Genomic DNA, 19,047 nt, shown 5'->3' on the forward strand with positions numbered 1-19,047 from the left:
CATATTAAATCAACCAATAACCAATTATTATCTGACAGCCAGGCAAATAAAAATGATGCTAACTCGATAGAAATATCAAATTAGCACCATTTTTTTATTTAAAACTGCCAAAGACAGGTAAGAAAACAAAGTAAATATCATGTAAAATTCATGAACAAAACAAAAAGAGATATGCTTTCTACATATCTCAATTTCATCAAATTTTCACAACATGTCTGGCTTGCAAACCACGTTCTGTTGAATAAAGTTCAAACTCTACCAGTTCACCTTCATTTAAAGATTTATATCCATCTTGTATAATTTGACTATAATGAACAAAAACATCTTTTCCTTCACCACGATCAATGAACCCAAATCCTTTTTCAGCGTTAAACCATTTTACTTTACCTTGCATATTCACAACTCCTTTACTTCATGGTTGTGTCTATTATAAATGATTGATTTTAAAAAAGAACGCAGATCCTGTCGATGAATTTTATTTTTCTTTCTATCAAAGTTTATCTTTTTTATAGTCATTTCCCTGGAAATTATATTTTTTTAGCGAATAAAGTTTGTATGAACTGTTTCTTCTTTTTCTGGCAATCCTAGCTGCTTTTTACCTAACTGAATACTTTTGATAAGAAAAGCCATATTCTTACCTAAAGTACGCATCGTTTGTAATCCTTCCAAATCCTGTTGGACTTCTTCAGGTGTATTGCCGTGCACCATATTCCAATATTGACTAGAAACAATTGGCATTTGAGAAATTGTAAAGTATTTATTCAATTCATCAAAAGTAGCTGTTGTTCCAGCACGTCTGGCACTGACAACGGCCGCTCCAACTTTCATTGTTTTATCTGCCAAAGTACTATAGAATAAACGATCTAGAAAAGAAATCAGAGTTCCATTGGCACTGGCATAATACACAGGACTGCCAATGACAATACCATCACTTTCAGCAAATTTCTTTGAAACTACGTTGACCTCATCATCAAAAACACATTGTCCATTTGTTTTGCATTGACGACAACCAATACAACCACGAATATCTTTTTGACCAACTTGAATGATCTCTGTTTCAATATCTTCCTGTTCTAATGTCTTTGCAACTTCATTTAATGCCGTATAAGTACAACCTCTTGGACGAGGACTACCATTAATTAAAAGAACTTTCATTGTTTTCATCTCCTATTCTGACTCTATTATAATACTTTTTCCTCATATAGAAAATGATGAAAATGTACACTTCTTTATAAGAAATGTACATTTATATTGTTTGAAAGCTTTTTGTTGATAAGACTAATAATTCGATGCATTGAGGATGGCCTGTCTTAATGAGAGATAGACAAGCTGTTAATGTTGATGATGATGTGACCACATCATCAAAAATTAAAACTTTTTTCCCTTGAAGTTCTTCTGGATGATGAATACCTATTTTATGAACAACATTTTTTCTCTCTTCAAATGATAAGCCACTTTGTTTATATGCTTCTTTTTTATATAATCCTGTAAACACATGTTGTGAAAATGTATGGGCTATGGTTTCCATTGGAGCAAAACCACGTTTTTCATTTTCGAATGATGAACTCGGGGCTACTGCTATCAAATATTCATCATATTGTGTTTTGAACTTGGATAAATACGTACAAAGAAACGCATCTTTGAGGGCATAATCATAGAGTCCTTTATACTGATAGAGAAGTGTTCTAAAAAATTCATTGTATTCATAAAGAATCCTTAAAGGATAGTGATGAAAAGTTGTCTGGATATCAAGAACATGAAATTGTGATAAGCAGTTTTGACAAAGCGATAATGGGCAAAGAAGATGAGCCAAAGATATTTGTTTCAGGAGTGGCGCATGACAAATCAGACACTCATCTGATTGAGATTTTTGATTGTATGAATGCATTGTCTAATAGAGGAGGTATGTTCATTTGATAATATGTAAACATGACCTTGAGGATGAGAAATTTTACGCCCCACGCGTCCTGCTATTTGAATCAGTGTTCTTCGATCAAATAAATCATGTTCACCATGATAAACAATAACCTGCACATCTTCTATTGTGATTCCACGTTCTAATAATGTTGTAGAAACAATCACATCAATATCGCCATTTTTTAAAGCCATCAGATTATCTTGATTATGTTTGTGTATAGATGATACACCACGAACTCTTAAATGTGAATAAGATTGTAATTGACTAGCCAGTTTATCCACATCTTGAACGAGTGGTACAAAAACAATGACTTTCTTTTTCCATTTCTTAAGCAAAAATGAAATCAATAACACTTGTAAACAATGAGGACAAATGATCAGTTGAGGTACTGGAAGATCATAGCCATGGTATCTTCTATTCATAATTAGTAATTCTTCACCATCAATATCCTCTTTCACAAATGTAGCACTTAACTTAACATAATTTCCTATACAACAACGCATAAAAATTTGTTGTAAGACAGGATTGCCATAAAATGGAAAGGCATCCACTTCATCAGCTATCATCAAATGAAATCCACTTTTTTCAAAACGATAAAGCTGGTGCATAGTACATACTATCAATTGTGCATTGATATTTTCAATATGTCCACCATAAACCAGACCAATATCTATTTGATGAAAAGCTTCTTTTATTCTTTGATAAAGCTCTTTAACCAATTCTTTACGTGGAATACAGAAACATACACGATCACCTCTTTGTAAAGCATATTGTATTAATTCAAAAACAATTTCGGTCTTGCCAGATCCACAAACTGCCAAGACTAAGGAATGATAATGATTTTGATAATTGTAAACCAATTGTCTAGATATATCCTGTTGGGATTTTGACAATTCAAAATCAAGAGAATATCTTACTTTTTGTGGAGGAAAACGTGTATGATCTTGAGTATATGGCTCATCTACCCAAACACGATGAAAAGCTATACATTGTCGGCAATAATACTTACCATGAAGCTTATATAAACGTTTGACATTTTGATTATGGCATCTTGGACATTCCACTTTTCATCACCCACCTGTATCATAGCATAGATCTATCATTAAAAATCTCAAGTTTGTCTTCTTTTTTTCTCTGATTTGTTTCATATTTTTTAAATCCATTCATACATTGTATGGGGTGAAATCTATGTGTGGTATTATAACAATCTGTAATTATTCAAAACATTTATTTGATTATGATGAGAAAATCATGACAATGACAAAGTTACTGCAAAAACGTGGTCCTGATCATATCGGCTATATGATGACACCACATTGTTTAATGGGACATACACGTTTAGCAATCATTGATTTAAAGAATGGCAATCAGCCTATTCTCTATACCCATCATGAGAAAACATATCGTATGACTTATAATGGTGAAATCTATAATATGACTCAAATCAAGAATCATCTGATTGAATTAGGTTATACGTTTCATACAATGAGTGACAGTGAAGTTGTTTTAGCTGCATATATTGAATATCAGGAACACTGTCTGGACTTATTTGAAGGTATTTTTGCGTTCGTCATTGATGATGGACAAAAGCTTTTTGCAGCCAGAGATCCACTAGGTGTCAAACCACTTTACTATACCTTACAAAAAGATACACTTGTCATTGCCAGTGAAATCAAAAGTCTTTTAAGCTATATTGGAAAAGCTGTCGTGGATGAAAATGGGGTGAAAGAATTATTAGGACTGGGACCAAGCTTAACACCAGGATTAACACTTTATAAAGATATATACGCTTTAAGACCTGGCTACTACTTATATTTCCAAAAAACACTGCATATTCAATGTTATTGGAAACTTCATGATGAATCACATGATGAAAATTTAACTGAAACTATCCAACACGTTCGTCATCTTGTCATTCAAAGCATCCAGCATCAATTATTAAGTGATGTTCCATTATCAACCATGTTATCTGGTGGGCTGGATTCTAGTATTATTACAGCCATCACTTCACAATATGTACGTCCACTTTCGACTTACAGCGTGACTTATGAAGACCAGGATAAATATTTCCATGCCTATGATTATCAGACAACAATGGATGATAGTTATATTCAACAGATGGTATCACGTTATGCAACACATCATCATTCTATTGTTTTAAAACAAACTGATTTAATAGAGGCTTTAAGGGAAGCACTCATTGCCAGAGATATGCCAGGTATGGCGGATATTGATGCAAGCTTTTTACTGTTTTCTAAAGCTATTTCAAAAGAACATAAAGTCACATTATCAGGTGAATGTGCTGATGAAATCTTTGGAGGATATCCATGGTTTTATAAAGAAGAACTCTACAACCAGCCTTATTTCCCTTGGATGCGTGATTTAGATCAGAGATTAAGTATGTTTAATGAAAAGGTTCAAAAATTAAATCTTAAAGACTATATTATTCAACGTTATCAGGAATCCCTACAGGAAATTCATACTGACAATCGTAAAAAACAGCTTATCTATCTCAATACACAATGGTTTATGCAAACACTTTTAACACGTGCTGACAGTCAAACCATGCGTGCTTCATTAGAAGTCCGTGTTCCATTTGCTTCAACTCAAATTTTACAGTATCTCTATAATATGCCTGAAGCCTATATGTTTGATCAAGGTGAAGAAAAAGGTATTCTTCGTCAGGCATTTGCTGATTTTTTACCAGATGATATTGTGCATCGAAAGAAAAACCCATATCCTAAAACTTATTCTCCACTATATGAAAAACTAATTGAAGACAAATTAAAAGAATCCCTTAAGGATCCTTCTAATATCTTATTTCAATTCTTTGATAATCCAAAACTGGAAAACTTCATTCAATCACATGGCCAAAGCTTCACTGCACCATGGTTTGGTCAACTCATGATGAGTCCACAACTTATGGCTTATTTCTATCAAATTTATTTATGGGGAAAAATTTATCATATTCAACTTGAATTTTAAGCAGGGTATCCTGCTTTTTCAATATCTTCATAATAATAAGAATATGGATGTTCTTTGAGATATTCATCAATTGCTTTTCGACCTTTATCAGGATAATTGGTAATCAGTCCACTTACTCCCATATCTAAATACTGTTTCATTTTCTTACCATTATCTACCGTCCATATATAAATAGGAATCATTTGAGATGTTGCCTTTTGGATTAGAGATGTACTCGCACGATTCTCTTCAATCGCTAAAAAATCTATATCCATATCCCAAATACTGTTATCTATATCACCAATACTTCCATAAATACAATAACCAACCCACCACTTTGGATACAAATGCTGTAAATAAGCAACACTTTGGTAATGCAGTGACATAAAGATAGCTTGTGATTCAAAATGATATTTTTGTATAATCTTGACAACTTCATCTACCATTTTTCGATAGTTGTCATTGGTTGGCTTGAATTCAATCAGCAATTTGACATCTAATTGTTGTTCCTGCATTTTTTGAATCAGATGTTCTAAAGTGATAGGACTAGCCGTTAATCCCTGGTCATATAAAGATAGATTTTCAAATTCCTGAGCCGATAATTTTGAAACGGGTGAAGAAGAGTCAGATAATCGAGACATCGTTGTATCATGATAAACAACAGGAATTTGATCTTGTGAAAGCTGAATATCAATTTCCGCAAAATCACTGCCACACTGATTGGCATTTTCAACAGCTTCAAAAGTATTTTCTATGACATATCCTGAACCTCTATGCCCGATCACATAAGGCTTATGTAATCTTGAATCTTGATGCAAATAAACGAAGCTTCCAACAATCACACAGACAATACAAACCAAACGTATCGTTTTTTTATAAGTCTGAATCCATTGAATTTGAAAAACACGCTGTTTTATTTTTTCAATCAATGATGTGAAATGATTTTGAATATTAGCTAATGTCTGTTGTAAACGGGTTGTATCCATCTGAACATCCTGAATTGTCATAAAATGCGTTTCATATTGACAAAATAGAGATGCCAGAAATCTTAAAAAGAATATCATTGCAATCACGGATAATAAAAAGACAATTATATATTGAATCACACTATAACGAAATGAAGCAAAATGAACAAAATACTTAATAAAATAAATATTAAAATCTCGATTATGTAACAATGGATAAGGCAAAAGACTCATCATTATATTTTCTATGACTACCCATACGACAATCCATAATAAAATCTGTATTTTTTGATGAAAAGTTATTTGTTTAATCATCTGATAGCTTTTCTTAACTGCTGTGATCAATGAATCATGTTCAATAACCAAATAAAATGGTACAAAAATCATAACTATGAAAAGTCCATAATAAAGCATATATATAAAAAAGATCAGTATTTGTCCTAGCCCTGTTAACTGTAATTCTTTAAAGATAAAAGGAGGTATATTCCATCGAGGAATATAGTTATTCAAATACCCAACATGAACTAATGGTAATAATAAAATAAGGTATAAACCACTCAGTATAAACGTTGGTTTATGTATGTTTTTTAAATCTTGAAAGCTTTTTAAAACAATATCTTTTAAATGATAAGACTGCTTTCGATATTCTAATATGACAATTTGTATTACAACATAAAAATTATAATAAACAAGAAGCATCATTGCTAATAATAGTATCAGTAAAATGATGATTCCAGGAATAGATAAAAAAACATCAATCATATTTTGATTAAAAGCAATACTGACTGAAACTTGACTCAAATATTCTTTTAAAATAAATCTTAATAAAGGACTAAAGAAAAAGAGAATCATGAGTTTATAGATGATTGAAAACTGTAAAACATTTTTTATTAAAGCATCATATTTTTTATCTTTAAGCACCATAACTCCCCCCTCTCTTTTTCTTTATCATACATAATCTTGTGACTTTGTCAAATCCATTTTTTGAAAATAATATCTATAAATCAAAAGGGTTGCTATCATACTCATCACAGCAATATAAAACTCTGGATTACACCAATCAAAGCTTAATGCTAAATGAAAAGAACCAGAAATGGTGAGGATATGCCATGTTAAAAACTCATAAATTTCCATCATCATAATACCTGTTAAACCAACATAGATCAGCATATAACTCGTTTCACCATAATGAGTCCATATCCCAATCAATGTTAAAATTATACATGCCATTGCAATAGGATTATTTAATAAAATGAGTCCAGAAATATCCTGAACACCTCTCTGTCCACCAAACCAATCCATCAGCATTGTTGATAAACTTATGATAAATATCACTGTCATTAATAATTTTCTTTTCATATTGATCACCCATTATCAGTATAATATTTCACTTCTAAAATTTTCTTAAAAAATTCTTAATATTTCTTAAAAATAAAAAAACAAGATCATTCAAGACCTTGTTCTTTCTTTAATCTTTCTTGTTTATTTTTTTGTGTTTTGATGACTTTTTGACGAGAGAATTCTTCTCTATCTTTTTCATCTAAAGATTCACTAATGAATTTCACTGTTCTTTCAAATTCAGGAATAGAAATGTTTTGCAAAGCATTAGCACGTTTTTGTGTTTTACGAATAGCATTGGCTAAACGATAAACAGCATTTTCTATTTCTGCTAATTTCACAGTTAATTCTTTAACATGATAGAAACATCTATATGCATAATCCACTTTAGAGTTTGCTCTTTCAAAACCATATCCTAAACGAAGAGGTGTTTTTTCATAACTCACTTTTGGAATTTCGACTCCCATAACGCTTCGATAAGTCACACTCAATCCTTCATCAATAGGAACAGCTTCTACAATATCACTGATAATACCAAGTGACATGTTCGCTTCCTGAAGAGCATAATAAGCTTTCTGATAAGAATCTGTAATATCATCTCTGATCAATTTGACATCATCTAATAAATTCATCATTTCCTTGATGAGAACATTTCTTTTTTTATCCATCAAGTCATAACCCAAATATGCGAGTTCTAATGACTTTTTGGTAGCAATCAAATTCCCTTTTGTTGGAAAGACCTGATTAGCCATTATCGACTGCCTGTTGTAGCTCTTTAATCATTGTATCTTCTTGAAGATCAAATTGAGCTACTGCCTTTTCATGATCATAGAATTGTTCTAATACGGCATTATCAATACGATCTAATTCATTCTTAGGAAGAACAGATAATAAAGTCCATCCTAAATCTAATGTTTCTTCAATAGATCTGTTTGTATTGAAACCTTGGTTAAGGAAATGTTGTTCAAATAAACGTCCAAATTCCATATATTTTCTATCAACAGGTGTTAATTCATCTTCACCAATAACTGATGTTAATGATTTAACATCCTGAACATGTGCATAAGCTGCAAATAACTGGTTAGATACATCTGAATGATCAGCTCTTGTATATCCTTCACCAATACCATCTTTCATCAAACGTGAAAGTGATGGAAGCACACTGACAGGTGGATAAATACCCATTGAATTCAATTCAGAATCAAGTGTAATCTGACCTTCAGTGATATATCCAGTTAAGTCAGGTACTGGGTGAGTAATGTCATTGTTAGGCATTGTTAAAATTGGAATTTGTGTCACTGATCCTTTTGCTGATTTAGAAATACCAGCTCTTTCATATAATGAAGCTAAGTCAGAATATAAGTATCCTGGATATCCTTTACGTCCAGGAATTTCTCCCTTACTTGAAGAGAATTCACGTAAAGCTTCACAATAAGAAGTGACATCAGTATAAATAACCAAAACATGCATATCATGTTCATAAGCTAAATATTCAGCTGCTGTTAAAGCACAACGTGGTGTTAATGTACGTTCAATGATTGGGTCATTAGACAAGTTCAAGAACATAACAACTCTTTGCATAACCCCAGCTTCTTCAAAAGAACGTCTGAAGTATTCAGCAACGTCATTTGTAACACCCATTGCCGCAAAGACAACTGCAAATCCACTACCATCATCATCTTTAACTTTGGCCTGTTTAACGATTTGTACAGCTAATTGATTGTGTGGCAAACCTGAACCTGAGAAGATTGGTAATTTCTGTCCACGAATCAAAGTTGTTAAACAGTCAATAGATGAAATACCAGTGTTAATATAGTTTCTTGGATAAACACGAGCAACTGGATTTAATGGTTGACCGTTAATATCCATAGATTTTTCAGCATAGATTTCTCCAAGACCATCAATTGGTTTTCCTGCTCCAGAGAACACACGTCCTAAGATTTCCTTAGATACAGGAAGTTCCATTGGATGACCTAATAATCTTGTTTTTGTATTGGCAAGAGATAAAGAGTTTGTCCCTTCAAAAACCTGTACAACAACTCTTTCTCCTTCAATTTGAACGATACGTCCTAAACGAGTTGAACCATCTTTTAATTGTAATTCGACCATTTCGTCATATGAAGCATCTTTAACATGATCTAATACGACTAATGAACCATTAATTTCGTTCAACCCTACATATTGTAGACTCATCACATTTTCCTCCTTTAGTCAATAGATGCAACTGCTTCATCAATTTCTTTATAATAATCATCAAATAAAGCTAAATTATTGTTAGGAACATCATATTTCATTTTGACAACTCTATCAAAAATACCTGTTTCCAAAATCAAACGAATTGGTTTTCCAGCACTAACAACTTCTTTACCACGTTTATATAAGTATAAGATGACTTCCATCATCTTTAATTGTTTTTCTAATGGTACATAAGTATCATCTGGATGGAATGCATTTTGTTGTAAGTAACCAACACGTACTAATTTAGCAACTTCAATTACTAATTTTTGATCATCTGGTAAAACATCAGAACCCATTAATTTGACAATTTCCATTAATTTTGTTTCTTCAGCTAAAATACTTGATAATTCCTGACGATCTCTTAAGAATTTTGGATCAACATTTTTATTGAACCATCTTTCAAGATCAGGAATATATTCACTATAACTTTGATTCCAGTTAATCGCAAAATAGTGACGTGCATAAGCTAAAGCTTTATCCAATGCCCAGAAAGTACGTACGAAACGTTTTGTATTTTGAGTGACTGGTTCAGAGAAGTCAGACCCTTGTGGTGATACGGCACCAATGATTGTGACTGAACCTTTTGTTCCATTTAAGTTATTCATATATCCAGCACGCTCATAGAATTGTGATAAACGTGATGGCAAGTATGCTGGGAATCCTTCTTCAGCAGGCATTTCTTCCAAACGTCCAGAAATTTCACGTAACGCTTCTGCCCAACGAGAAGTTGAATCTGCCATGATGGCAACATGATATCCCATATCACGATAATATTCAGCAAGTGTCACCCCTGTATAAATAGAAGCTTCACGAGCCGCAACTGGCATGTTAGAAGTATTAGCAATCAATACTGTTCTGTCTGTTAAAGGTTTGTTAGATTTAGGGTCAATCAATTCTCTAAATTCTTCAAGAACCTGAGTCATTTCGTTACCACGTTCTCCACAACCTACATAAACGATAATATCGGCATCACACCATTTTGCTAATTGGTGCTGAGTCATTGTTTTTCCAGTACCGAATCCTCCTGGAATAGCAGCTGTTCCACCTTTAGCAATTGGGAACAATGTATCAATAACACGTTGTCCTGTCACTAATGGCATTGAAATTGGTAAACGTTTTGTAACCGGTCTTGCCTGTTTGATAGGCCATTTTTGTGTTAATGTACATTCCACAATTTCACCATCTGCCGTTTCAATTTTCATGACAACATCATCAATTTTGTATTGTCCAGATGGAGCCACTTCAATAACTTTTCCTTTTGTATATGGTGATACCATACATTTATGCGTGATTAAGTCAGTTTCAGGAATTGTAGCATAAATATCTCCACCTTTGACTTCATCACCGACTTTTGCAACCATTGTGACATCCCATAATTTATTTTTATCCAATGGATCAACATGGCTACCAGTTGGAATGAAAGCACCAGATTCTTTTGCAATTTCTTCTAGTGGTCTTTCAATCCCATCAAAAATATTTCTTAAGATACCAGGACCTAAAGTAACAGAAATAGGTTGTCCAGTTCCATACACAGGTTCTCCTGGTTTTAATCCTGTTGTTGTTTCATAAACCTGAATTGTTGTTAATTCTTTTTTGATAGAGATAACTTCTCCAATCAATCTCGCATTACCAACATAAACCATTTCTAACATAGAAAAGGCATCTGTATCTTTGACTGTAACAACGGGACCATTGATTGAATAAATTACATTTTCATTCACACTCATACCTCCCGTTTCTATCTAATAATTAATCCAGAATTTTTATTAAACCAATCTTTTTGATTATTTAAAGCAAAATCTAAAGTTTCATCAACAACTAAAGAAGATGCTTTATTTTCAAGAATAAATCCACCAATTTGAATATCATCACTTGCTTGAACTTCAATATCAGTTCCAAAAGCTTTCACAAACGCATCTTTGTTTTTGAAATCATCATGAGATACATACATGATAGACTTAGAATCTTTAAAATTTTCAGCAACACGTTGAATTTTTGCTTCTACAAAAGGGAAATATTCATCACTTTTGACAAAAGCTTTTAATTCATCACGTGCCTGATCAAAGATGTTTTTCACATATTCATCTCTTTTTTCAATTAATTTTTTTGTTCTTTCAATATGACTTTCAGAAATTTCTGCAGAAGCGTTAGAACTCATTTCTTCTTCTTCCTGTTTCAATTTTAAATCAGCATCTCTTTTCGCTTCTGCTTTCATAGATTCATAAGCTTCATCTTCAAGAGCTTTCACTTCATTTAAAATTGCCTGTTCTTCGCTTTTTGCCTGTCTTTCAATTTCATCTTTCATATAGAGAAATACTTGATCAATATTTTGCATAATCTATCTCTCCTATAATTTCACTCCAATAGCTTCAGATACATAACCGTCGATTGTTTCACCAATCTTAGAATTTCCATGACGGTCAGGTATTTCTGTAATGAGTGGTTTTTGTTGTTTTAATTTAATCTCTGATATAATATCTGGACACATATCAACTAATTTTGTAGTCACTAAGATAATGGCAATGGATGAATCTCTCATCTTTGACTGTAAAACTTCAAGAAAATCTTTTCTTGTATGCACAACCACACCTTCAATACCTACAAGTCTTAGTCCCATTAATGTATCAATATTATCGCTGATTAAGAAAAATTTCATATAATCAGACCTTTCTTACAAATATTAAGCTAAGTTATTGATGATTAAGATTGAAATTAATAACCCGTAGATGGCAACCCCTTCACCTAAAGCAACGAAAATCAATGCTTTACCGAAGTTATTGTCATTTTCAGAGAAAGCTCCGATTGCAGCTGGAGCAGCAGCAGCAACGGCAATACCTGCACCTAATGCAGAGCATCCAGTAGCTAATGCAGCAGCTAAGAATCCCATACCTTGAGCTACAGTACCAACAATAGAAGCACCTTCAGCGGCAAATGCTGAACCCATTGATAAACATAAAGTTAAAGCAACAGCTCCAAAGAATCCTCCAACATGAGTTAATAAACGCCATTTTGCGCTTTCTTTACTTACTTTAGAAGTAAACATTTTTACTAATGGTAAAGATAATAAAACAACAGCCATAGCAGGTAAAATAAACATCATTAAATTCATAATCTTTTTCCTCCAAATATTTCTTTTTTATTTTTCTTTAATTGATATAAAAGGTTTTCCTTTTCCTTCATAATAACGTGAGAACATTTCATAGAACTCTAAACGTAAAACCTGGATACCAACGATCATACCTTCCAAACACATAACGAAGATATTACCAATAATAGCGACTAAAATATATCCAAAATTAATAATTTCTGGACCACCAGCAACCATTTCAGCCAATGTATAAACAACCATCATCATTCCAGCATGTGATAAAACGAACCCACCAACACGTAAGAATGACATTGTATTGGCAATAAATGTCAACATTACTTCGAACAATTCAAAGAAAGCTTCCGTAAAGAATGCTCCAAATCCATGAGGGAACATCTTTTCACCTTCTAATTTATGACAAAGTGGTTCTTTTAAGAAAATCATGATAATTGGCATGATAATTAACAATGCAATGTAAACAGGACCACCTAGTGGTAAATTGAAACCAACTAACATATTCGCTACAAGTAATAAAACAGATACATAGAATATAAGCCCTGCCAAACCATTTTGAGAGAATAACATATCTCCCCAATGTTTCTTTTTAATATTTAAGAAAATATTAAATGCAATAGAAATAATAATCAAAACAACCCCAGTGGTAATGGCAGCCATTAATAGTGGCATAGTATTTTCTTGTTTCATTGGCAAGAACATTGGTTCCATAAAATGTTCAAACAATGCTTCACTACCAAAAATTGAACCAAAGACAAATCCAAAGATCGTACTTGAAATACCTAAACGCATTCCAACTGCTCCAAGTTGCATACCTTTCCATTTATAGAAGAAGTATCCAACTAATGATAAAACGATCCCTTGTCCAACGTCACCAAACATCATCCCGAAAAGGAATGTATAACTGATTGCCACTAAATTTGTTGGATCAAAATCGGTATATGATGGTACACCATACATTTCAACAAACATTCTAAATGGTTTTGAGAACCAGTTATTTTTAAGTTTTGTTGGTGGTGTCAAACGAGAGTCACTCATCGCTGAGGCAATTTCAACTTTGACATCATCTAATTGCTCAAAATCAGCTTTGATTTTTTTAGCATCTTTGTCTTCAGCAAAACCATAAACGGCGGCATTCTTACCAAAGACAACAACATATTTTTGAGCATCATATGTTTCATTTAATTTTTTAGAAATAGAATAGATATGATTCATTTCTGTTATATTTTCATTAAACAATTTTTCAATTCTCTGATCAAGAACTTGAATATATCGTCTTGCTGTATCATCTTCTTCTTTCAATACTGTTAATGCTTCATTAGGTTTTCCATGAACGAATTCAGGAATATGAATACGTTCAAAATATAATGAAGAGAAGATGTTATCAATTTCAGGAGCATTATCAGCTGTTGAAATATAACTGCAATAAGTTTCTTTTGTTCCTTTATGTAGAATTTTAAATAAGAATTTTTGTTCTCCATAATATTTTAACTTATCAACATTAACAGTTGGTAAACGACCAAAACGAATTTGTAAATATTTACAAGAGAATAATCTATCAAAATCAATATTTGCATCAATCATATGCTCTAATTGAGAGATTGTTGCTTCATTCTCTTGAATCATTGCGAGTAAATCTTCTTTGACTTTTTCAATCTGTGCAGCTTTTTCTAATACATTACAGAAAAATGTATCAGCTTGAATAATATTCATACGAACATTATCCACATCAGCACATTTTAATTGAAGATGATATTTATCCCTTGCTTCTTCCATTCTTGCGATTAAATCAGCATATGGATTTTCACGATTTAAAACCGATAACCCTTGTACTGAATCAGCAAATTTTGAAGCTGGCTCGGGATGAAAATTATCAAGATTAATGAGCTTTAATAACACGGCATCATACTGCTGTGCTGGAAATTCAATTTCCAAAAGCTTTAATTTTGCTATTGCCATATATTTCTCCCTTCCTTATTCTGCTTTTTTCTTTAAAATTGACTTTGCCAAAACAAACACAAGGCAAGCAACAATCACAATAGCAAATGGCATGATTGGTAAATTAATATGTGCTTCATACACACAACCAAAATACACAAGAAGTGCATAAACAATAATCAAACCACAAATTCCCTTCATGGAAAGGACTTTCTCCATTGTTGAATCTTGTAGATACATTTTCTTAAATGCACCAATTGTAAAAGTTCCAACAATCAAAAGAATAATTCCATCAACAAGTTTATAAACTGTTGACAATGGTAATGCTATGGCTGGATAAAGACTGATTGTATAGAAAACATCTCCATAAATAAGTCCTCCAAGCAATGCTGCTACACCAAGTGAAAGAAATAAATTTCCCATTTTTTTCTTTCTCATAAGAAGTCCAAGCAACGCAAGTATAGCTCCAACTCCTAAGTCCCCCAAAAAGATAATAAAGACTGCATAATAAAGTACTGCAATAGCGATTGTTGTATCAATCTTATCTGATTGCTTCACTTTACTCAGCATTTCAAATGGTCTGACAATTTTCGCATTGTGTACAACTGTTGGAGCCACAACTTGCTGATGATCTAAAATATCAGCTGGTAGTTCCTGATACTCCATACCGTTGATATGTTTTAACATATCTTTGAATTCCTCAATCATACGTTTTGGAATAAATCCATAAATTGCACACTTACTTTGGAAATCCACAACAAAGACTTTAAATGATTCTATTCTTTGTAAGAATAATCCTGTTGAATAAAGTTTCAACAAATCAACTTTGTGTGTTTCTCTTAAAATTGTCATCTTTTGATCCATGCGTAAGATATATTCAGTCATCGCATGAACTTCTTCTTCTAATTCCTTTTTTGCATCATTGACTTTCCCATGTACAAATGAAGGAATCACTATTTCTTCAAATCCTAACGCTTTAAATATATTGTCTACTTCCAGCAATAAGCTATTTGTAACAATATAACAACAATATACATACTGACGATCTTCACCTAATTTATTAAAAATAAATGGTCGACCTTCATAATATTTAATTTTATCAAGATTTTGTCTATGAAAACGTCCAAATCTGGCTTTTACATATTGACAATTCAATAAATGATCAAGATCTACATCACTCAATGTTAATCTTGTCAAGATTTCTAATGTTTTTTCATTTTCATCTTTTTCCGTAATCAATTGATCTTGAACATCTTTGATATTTTTGATTTGAGCTTCTAAATCACTTAAATATTGATCTATCTGATCAAGATTTAATGTTTTATCAGGAGCCAAATCTTTATTCAAATCCAACTTCATATCAGATGCAACCTGAATCAAACGATCCAATAATTTTGTATAGGCATTATCTTCCTGTAATGCATGTACTCCTTTAACATTATTGACAATCTTTGAAGCAGGTTGAGGATAAAAGTACTTGGAATCTTTGAGTGTAAATAAGACCTGATCCAAATCATGACGATCAAAAGTCATATTTAACAATATCATTTCTTCTATAGCCATATCTTGTCCCCCTAATAGATGAGCATCGCTTCAATCTGACTCGGTGCCTCTCCATATCTTAAACCTTCAATAATATGTTTAAGATTATCAATTTCTACTTGATATACAATTTTATATGTCATATAAACCAATGCACTGTCTGTTGAAAATCTCATGAAACGTCTGGCTAAATTATATCTGATCTTTTCTGTATAATATTCAATATATACAAATTCATGATCATCTACATATAATTTATAAGGTGACTCAGCTAGTTTTCTTAAAAACTCACTGGCATCCTTTGTTTCAATCAGTTCATACATAACACTTTTTGGAATACGGTTATATTCCATAAATAATGTTTCTCTAATTTGATCTGGCGATGCATTGAAATATTTCTTTAGACGATATATCTTTGTAATATTCTGTAATTCTATAGATGTATTGATCATTGTTAATAAATCTTTACGTTTTTTTCCTCTATACAGCTTATTAACGACATCAACATACTGCGCATAATAAATATGCTTTAATTCTAACTCTAACATATTAGAATCAAATCTTTCATCATCTTCAGGCTTATATTTGAGTAATGCATCATAATACTTTGTTCCTTTTAATAAAAATAACAAACTATCATAATCATTAATAGCCAATAAACCATATAGATCAAAGCTTGCATATTTATTCAAATATTCTGGAATTTCAATTTCATAACCTGTGTAATAATCAGATACAATCAATCTTGCTTTTGTTAAAATCAATTGAATCTCTAATTCCATAACACCTAAGCGATAAAATTCTAATTCCTTTTTTGAAGCAAATCTCATCAAACGATCAAGTCTTAAGAAGATTTCTTTATTTAATAAAGCTTCTAACTGACCACGATGAATATTCACTTCTTTTAAATCAGCTAATATACCACTATAAGCTGTTTCACTTTTTAAATAAGCAACTAAATCATTAATGCTTCTTCTTTTTAAAAGCTCTTCATAATTTTGTTCAGTTAATCTATGTGAATACATAGAACGAGCTTTGGCAAGAATAGCATTTGATGAAAAAGAACTCATACGCTCACCTCTTCTCTATATTTCTTTACAACGATTAACAATGGTAGAAACCCACTCATCTTTATTCTTTTCGTAAAGACTAGAGAGCTGATTTAGTGATTCTTTGTACTCTTGTTCATTTTTGACTCTTGTTTCTTGAATCTTTGCTTCTAATTCTTTTTTATGAGCATCAATTTTCACTTGATATTCTTTGACAAAAGAATCATAGATTTCTTTTTTCTTAGCATTCATATTGGCTTGAACATCTTGTTTTTTCTTCTTAGCTTCTTCAACCCTTTTTGAACACTCTAAATCTACTGAAACAATATCATCAATAATTTTGTCCAAAATAATCCCTCCTCACTTTAATCATTTATTCTCACATAGTTTACTCCTATTTTTTTAACATTTCAAGCAAAACAGTACTTTGTAAAAAAGAATAAAAAACAGTTATATCTTATCAATTTTTCTTATTATGATAAAAAAGTTATTCAAGTATATTTTTTACTCATTTCATCAACATTTTTTAACTTTCCTATCATATATGATATTTTCATTAAGCCTTAGAATAATGAACATGTTGTCGTTTCCATTGTTAATTTTCTTTCACAATCACCTGTGTTTCTATGCCTTGTATTCCATAAGGCTCACGGGTATCTCTTTTGATACATTGTGTCTGATATTCAAAAACAACAATAGCCATAGCATCATTGATATGATGAACGTTTACTTGCTTTGTTACTCATTCAATAGATAAATATGATTTTTGAATTCTATCAATCAAAAAATTCTGATAGATACTTTCATCCCTTCATAAACATTTGCAATAGAAATTAAACAACATTTCAATTCACTTTTAATCATAAAAAAACTGTAACATGTCTCAAAGTCCTGTTACAGTTTTTATTGTGTTTATTTTGTTTGAGGTGTTCTAAACATAATATAAATAGGTACAGCCAATAAAACACTACCACCTATAATATTTCCAAGTGTTGATATGAGCATATGTAGTGGAAGCATTGACCAGTCAATTGTTGAACCTAGCTGTGTGATTCCCATTGTAAAAATACCACCATTTGCAATACAGTGTTCAAATCCTGGTAAAACAAATGTCATAACCAAAATCATAATCACAATTAATCTCGCTGTTTCATCTTTAATCTTAACTCCTGAATATGCTGCAACACAAACAATGAAGTTACACAAAATTCCTTTGATTAATAAATCAATGACATCAAAATTTAACTTAGATTCCATAATTCCCTTTAAATAAGGTTGCATAATCGCTTCTTGAGCACCACTTTTAATAAATAAGAAACAAATCAAAGATATACCAATCATATTTCCTATATAACAGACAACCCACATTGGCATAATCTCTCTTAATTTCATGTCACCTCTTAATACAGGCATGATTGTTACAAAACAATTTCCAGTAAATAATTCAGCCCCCAGATAAACAATAGCTACTAAACCAATTCCAAAAGACGCAGCCACAGCAATCTTTCCAACAACACTATGGTCACTTAACATAGCTCCTAATGTATAAGATAAAATAGCAGCCAATCCCAAATATGCCCCTGCCATAAATGCTCTTACAAAGAAACGTTTTGGATCTGTTTTCATTAAATTGATTTTAATATTTGCTAATTTACAAAGTGTTTCAATATCACCAATCATAGTCCCTCTCCTTTAAACCAAAAACATTATATAGGATACGACAAAAAAAGGCAAAACTTTTTCCATGTTTTTCTAAAAAGTTCTTTCTTTGGCTTCAATGTAAATATTTTTTTAAGTTTGTGTTAAAACTTTACATAAACTTAACATAATATATATGTAATATTAACGATAGTTTACAAGAAATTTGTTAAAGTACCTGACTTTAGTATCCGGTATTAAAATCTAGTGATAGTTTTATAAAATATTTAGGTCCCTATTTTTAGGGACCTGTTTTTAATTCTATATTTTATAATTTAATATTTGTTTAATTTG

18 protein-coding genes are annotated in these 19,047 nt (G+C 31.8%); 1 reads left to right on the plus strand and 17 read right to left on the minus strand.

The window, feature by feature from the left end; all coding sequences use genetic code 11:
• Window positions 1-196: 196 nt before the first annotated feature.
• The 4 genes from B5E48_RS11745 to B5E48_RS11760 form a co-directional block, all read right to left on the minus strand.
• Window positions 197-394, minus strand: a complete 198-nt coding sequence (locus B5E48_RS11745) for a cold-shock protein (protein WP_087244131.1) — start codon at window positions 392-394, stop codon at window positions 197-199.
• Between the two features lie 143 nt (window positions 395-537).
• Entirely contained in the window at window positions 538-1,155 is a 618-nt protein-coding gene (locus tag B5E48_RS11750) for a flavodoxin family protein (protein ID WP_087305208.1), read from the minus strand.
• 91 nt (window positions 1,156-1,246) lie between these two features.
• Window positions 1,247-1,888, minus strand: coding sequence for a ComF family protein (locus B5E48_RS11755; protein WP_087244129.1), 642 nt, complete (start codon window positions 1,886-1,888; stop codon window positions 1,247-1,249).
• The gene (locus B5E48_RS11760) at window positions 1,846-2,982 is read right to left on the minus strand and encodes a helicase-related protein (RefSeq protein WP_087305210.1); all 1,137 of its coding nucleotides are present in this window, start codon (window positions 2,980-2,982) and stop codon (window positions 1,846-1,848) included. Before B5E48_RS11760 ends, B5E48_RS11755 begins: the two co-directional genes overlap by 43 nt.
• Window positions 2,983-3,106: 124 nt before the next feature.
• On the opposite strand from B5E48_RS11760, the gene asnB reads away from it, so the two are divergent.
• Window positions 3,107-4,903 (plus strand): asparagine synthase (glutamine-hydrolyzing), encoded by a 1,797-nt coding sequence (gene asnB, locus B5E48_RS11765; protein ID WP_087305212.1) that lies wholly within the window; start codon window positions 3,107-3,109, stop codon window positions 4,901-4,903.
• Here asnB and B5E48_RS11770 read toward each other — a convergent pair.
• The 13 genes from B5E48_RS11770 to B5E48_RS11830 all read right to left on the minus strand — a co-directional run bounded on the left by B5E48_RS11770 (window position 4,900) and on the right by B5E48_RS11830 (window position 18,735).
• Window positions 4,900-6,771: a glycerophosphodiester phosphodiesterase family protein gene (locus B5E48_RS11770; protein ID WP_087305215.1), complete on the minus strand. Its 1,872-nt coding sequence runs from the start codon at window positions 6,769-6,771 to the stop codon at window positions 4,900-4,902. The genes asnB and B5E48_RS11770 overlap by 4 nt on opposite strands.
• A 24-nt stretch (window positions 6,772-6,795) precedes the next feature.
• Window positions 6,796-7,206, minus strand: coding sequence for a hypothetical protein (locus tag B5E48_RS11775; RefSeq protein WP_087305217.1), 411 nt, complete (start codon window positions 7,204-7,206; stop codon window positions 6,796-6,798).
• Window positions 7,207-7,292: 86 nt separating this feature from the next.
• Window positions 7,293-7,937: a V-type ATP synthase subunit D gene (locus B5E48_RS11780; protein ID WP_087244122.1), complete on the minus strand. Its 645-nt coding sequence runs from the start codon at window positions 7,935-7,937 to the stop codon at window positions 7,293-7,295.
• A complete protein-coding gene (locus B5E48_RS11785) occupies window positions 7,930-9,378 on the minus strand; it encodes a V-type ATP synthase subunit B (RefSeq protein WP_087244121.1) in 1,449 nt (482 codons plus the stop codon). The genes B5E48_RS11780 and B5E48_RS11785 overlap by 8 nt, the downstream gene beginning before the upstream one ends.
• A gap of 14 nt (window positions 9,379-9,392) precedes the next feature.
• On the minus strand, window positions 9,393-11,144 hold the full coding sequence (locus B5E48_RS11790; RefSeq protein WP_087305219.1) for a V-type ATP synthase subunit A: 1,752 nt from the start codon (window positions 11,142-11,144) through the stop codon (window positions 9,393-9,395).
• Window positions 11,145-11,161: 17 nt separating this feature from the next.
• Entirely contained in the window at window positions 11,162-11,758 is a 597-nt protein-coding gene (locus B5E48_RS11795) for a V-type ATP synthase subunit E (protein WP_087305221.1), read from the minus strand.
• Between the two features lie 12 nt (window positions 11,759-11,770).
• Window positions 11,771-12,079 carry a V-type ATP synthase subunit F gene (locus B5E48_RS11800; protein ID WP_087244118.1) on the minus strand — a complete coding sequence of 103 codons (309 nt, stop codon included), beginning with the start codon at window positions 12,077-12,079 and terminating at the stop codon, window positions 11,771-11,773.
• A gap of 24 nt (window positions 12,080-12,103) precedes the next feature.
• Window positions 12,104-12,532: an ATP synthase subunit C gene (locus B5E48_RS11805; protein WP_087305222.1), complete on the minus strand. Its 429-nt coding sequence runs from the start codon at window positions 12,530-12,532 to the stop codon at window positions 12,104-12,106.
• Between the two features lie 27 nt (window positions 12,533-12,559).
• Window positions 12,560-14,485: a V-type ATP synthase subunit I gene (locus B5E48_RS11810; protein WP_087305224.1), complete on the minus strand. Its 1,926-nt coding sequence runs from the start codon at window positions 14,483-14,485 to the stop codon at window positions 12,560-12,562.
• A gap of 15 nt (window positions 14,486-14,500) precedes the next feature.
• Window positions 14,501-16,027, minus strand: coding sequence for a V-type ATP synthase subunit I (locus tag B5E48_RS11815; RefSeq protein WP_087305226.1), 1,527 nt, complete (start codon window positions 16,025-16,027; stop codon window positions 14,501-14,503).
• 11 nt (window positions 16,028-16,038) lie between these two features.
• Window positions 16,039-17,076, minus strand: a complete 1,038-nt coding sequence (locus B5E48_RS11820) for a V0D/AC39 family V-type ATPase subunit (protein WP_087305228.1) — start codon at window positions 17,074-17,076, stop codon at window positions 16,039-16,041.
• A gap of 15 nt (window positions 17,077-17,091) precedes the next feature.
• Entirely contained in the window at window positions 17,092-17,403 is a 312-nt protein-coding gene (locus B5E48_RS11825; protein WP_087244114.1) for a hypothetical protein, read from the minus strand.
• A 564-nt stretch (window positions 17,404-17,967) separates the two neighbouring features.
• The gene (locus tag B5E48_RS11830) at window positions 17,968-18,735 is read right to left on the minus strand and encodes a formate/nitrite transporter family protein (protein WP_087305230.1); all 768 of its coding nucleotides are present in this window, start codon (window positions 18,733-18,735) and stop codon (window positions 17,968-17,970) included.
• Window positions 18,736-19,047 lie beyond the last annotated feature (312 nt).

It is taken from the genome of Massilimicrobiota sp. An105 (assembly GCF_002161155.1).
GTDB classification, from domain to species: Bacteria; Bacillota_I; Bacilli_A; order Erysipelotrichales; family Coprobacillaceae; genus Allocoprobacillus; species Allocoprobacillus merdigallinarum.

Coding starts and splice junctions, on each gene's coding strand:
- B5E48_RS11770 (WP_087305215.1), bottom strand. CDS start 6,771: ATGGTGCTTAAAGATAAAAAATATGATGCTTTAATAAAAAATGTTTTA.
- B5E48_RS11780 (WP_087244122.1), bottom strand. CDS start 7,937: ATGGCTAATCAGGTCTTTCCAACAAAAGGGAATTTGATTGCTACCAAA.
- B5E48_RS11755 (WP_087244129.1), bottom strand. CDS start 1,888: ATGCATTCATACAATCAAAAATCTCAATCAGATGAGTGTCTGATTTGT.
- B5E48_RS11830 (WP_087305230.1), bottom strand. CDS start 18,735: ATGATTGGTGATATTGAAACACTTTGTAAATTAGCAAATATTAAAATC.
- B5E48_RS11750 (WP_087305208.1), bottom strand. CDS start 1,155: ATGAAAGTTCTTTTAATTAATGGTAGTCCTCGTCCAAGAGGTTGTACT.
- B5E48_RS11815 (WP_087305226.1), bottom strand. CDS start 16,027: ATGGCTATAGAAGAAATGATATTGTTAAATATGACTTTTGATCGTCAT.
- B5E48_RS11805 (WP_087305222.1), bottom strand. CDS start 12,532: ATGAATTTAATGATGTTTATTTTACCTGCTATGGCTGTTGTTTTATTA.
- B5E48_RS11785 (WP_087244121.1), bottom strand. CDS start 9,378: ATGAGTCTACAATATGTAGGGTTGAACGAAATTAATGGTTCATTAGTC.
- B5E48_RS11775 (WP_087305217.1), bottom strand. CDS start 7,206: ATGAAAAGAAAATTATTAATGACAGTGATATTTATCATAAGTTTATCA.
- B5E48_RS11800 (WP_087244118.1), bottom strand. CDS start 12,079: ATGAAATTTTTCTTAATCAGCGATAATATTGATACATTAATGGGACTA.
- B5E48_RS11810 (WP_087305224.1), bottom strand. CDS start 14,485: ATGGCAATAGCAAAATTAAAGCTTTTGGAAATTGAATTTCCAGCACAG.
- B5E48_RS11820 (WP_087305228.1), bottom strand. CDS start 17,076: ATGAGTTCTTTTTCATCAAATGCTATTCTTGCCAAAGCTCGTTCTATG.
- asnB (WP_087305212.1), top strand. CDS start 3,107: ATGTGTGGTATTATAACAATCTGTAATTATTCAAAACATTTATTTGAT.
- B5E48_RS11745 (WP_087244131.1), bottom strand. CDS start 394: ATGCAAGGTAAAGTAAAATGGTTTAACGCTGAAAAAGGATTTGGGTTC.
- B5E48_RS11795 (WP_087305221.1), bottom strand. CDS start 11,758: ATGCAAAATATTGATCAAGTATTTCTCTATATGAAAGATGAAATTGAA.